Source organism: Streptomyces sp. WELS2, from assembly GCF_013870595.1.
Taxonomy (GTDB): Bacteria; Actinomycetota; Actinomycetes; order Streptomycetales; family Streptomycetaceae; genus Streptomyces.
Genome location: NZ_JACBWZ010001225.1, coordinates 1 through 1408, shown reverse-complemented (window position 1 = coordinate 1408; position 1408 = coordinate 1). Strand labels below are relative to the sequence as shown.

2 protein-coding genes are annotated in these 1408 nt (G+C 74.1%); one reads left to right on the top strand and one right to left on the bottom strand.

Features of this window, described 5'->3' with window-relative positions:
- The coding region (locus H5J33_RS35230) for an AraC family ligand binding domain-containing protein (protein WP_181798714.1) at positions 1 to 503 on the bottom strand (503 nt) is incomplete at its 3' end.
- Positions 504 to 596: 93 nt separating this feature from the next.
- Between H5J33_RS35230 and H5J33_RS35225 the strand changes: the two genes are divergently transcribed.
- On the top strand, positions 597 to 1403 hold the full coding sequence (locus tag H5J33_RS35225) for a sulfite exporter TauE/SafE family protein (protein WP_181798713.1): 807 nt from the start codon (positions 597 to 599) through the stop codon (positions 1401 to 1403).
- The last annotated feature ends 5 nt before the right edge of the window (positions 1404 to 1408 follow it).

The following is a 1408-nucleotide window of genomic DNA, read 5'->3' as shown; positions in this document are numbered from 1 at the left end:
CGGGTCCTCAACTGCCAGAGCGCCCTCGCCGTGGAAGTCGCCGGCGAGTTGGGCAGCGTCACGTCGAGGGGCAGCGGGGCGAGGTTCCTCAGCTCGTGCAGGAGCAGGGCGGCCACCGCGGCGTCGCGGCCGTGCCGGGCGTAGCGCGGCTCCATCTCGACGGCCGCCAGGATCAGCGCCCGCAGCAGGGGCGAGACGTCGACGGCCCGGCAGCGGACGGGGAACCACGGCACGGCGGCCGGCTCGATGTAGAGGCTGCGGGTGCTCACCCCCGTCATCGTGACCTGGTGCCGGGTCCCGGGCGGGATCAGCACCGCGCGGGCGGTGGGCACCGTCCAGCCGCCGTCCGCCGTCTCGACCTGCATGACACCGGTGGCCGCGTACAGCACCTGGGCGCGGCGGTGTTCGTGCCAGGCGAGGAGGTGGTCGTGGGGGTAGTCCGTGCCGATGGCGAGCACGTCACGGTCCAGGCCGTCCACCTCCGCGACCGGGAGGTTGCGCATACCGCGAGCGTACCGCCCGGCCTGTCCGCTGCTCGTAAGAAGACGGCGACTTGTCGATTGCCCGCCACCGTGCGTCTCCGTAGCGTCCTTTCCGTGCCGACCTCGCTCCCCACCCTCCTGTTCTTCGGCTGCCTGACCGGCGTGACGACCGTGCTCTTCGGCTTCGGCGGCGGCTTCATCACGGTCCCCGTCGTCTACGGCGTCCTGACCGCCACGGCCCGGCCGGGCGCCGACGCCATGCATGTCGCGGTCGCCACCTCGACGGCGGTCATGGTCGTCAACGCGGCGGCCGCGGCCCTGGCCCAGTGGCGCCAGGGCCGGCTGCGCCGTGCCTACGTCTGGCCGCTGGCGGGGTTCATCACGGCCGGTGCCGCCGCCGGGTCCTTCGCGGCCACCTTCCTCGGCGGTACGGCGCTGCGCCTGCTCTTCGCCGGCTATCTGCTGGTGACGATCTGCGACAGCCTGCTGCGCAAGGGCTTCCTGTCGGTGGCGCACCAGACGTGTCCGAGGCCTTTGGGCCGGGCCACCACCACCCTCGGCGGCACCGGCATCGGCCTGGTCGCCGCCGCGCTCGGGGTGGGCGGCAGCGTCATGACGGTGCCGCTGCTGCGGCGCAGGGGCCTGCCCATGGCCGAGGCCACCGCCATGGCCAACCCGCTCAGCGTCCCCGTCGCGGTGGCCGGCACCCTCGTCTACGCCCTCGCCCCCACCGCGCCCACGGCGTCCGGCCGGCTCGGCTACGTCGACCTCGCGGCGGGCGCCGCCCTGCTCCTCGGTTCGCTCCCCACCATCGCCCTGCTGCGACGGGTCACCGGCCGGGTCCCGGACCGCGTCCACTCCGTCGCCTACGTCGGTCTGCTGCTGACCGTCCTCGTCGTCATGGTGGCGACCGGGACGTGAGGCGA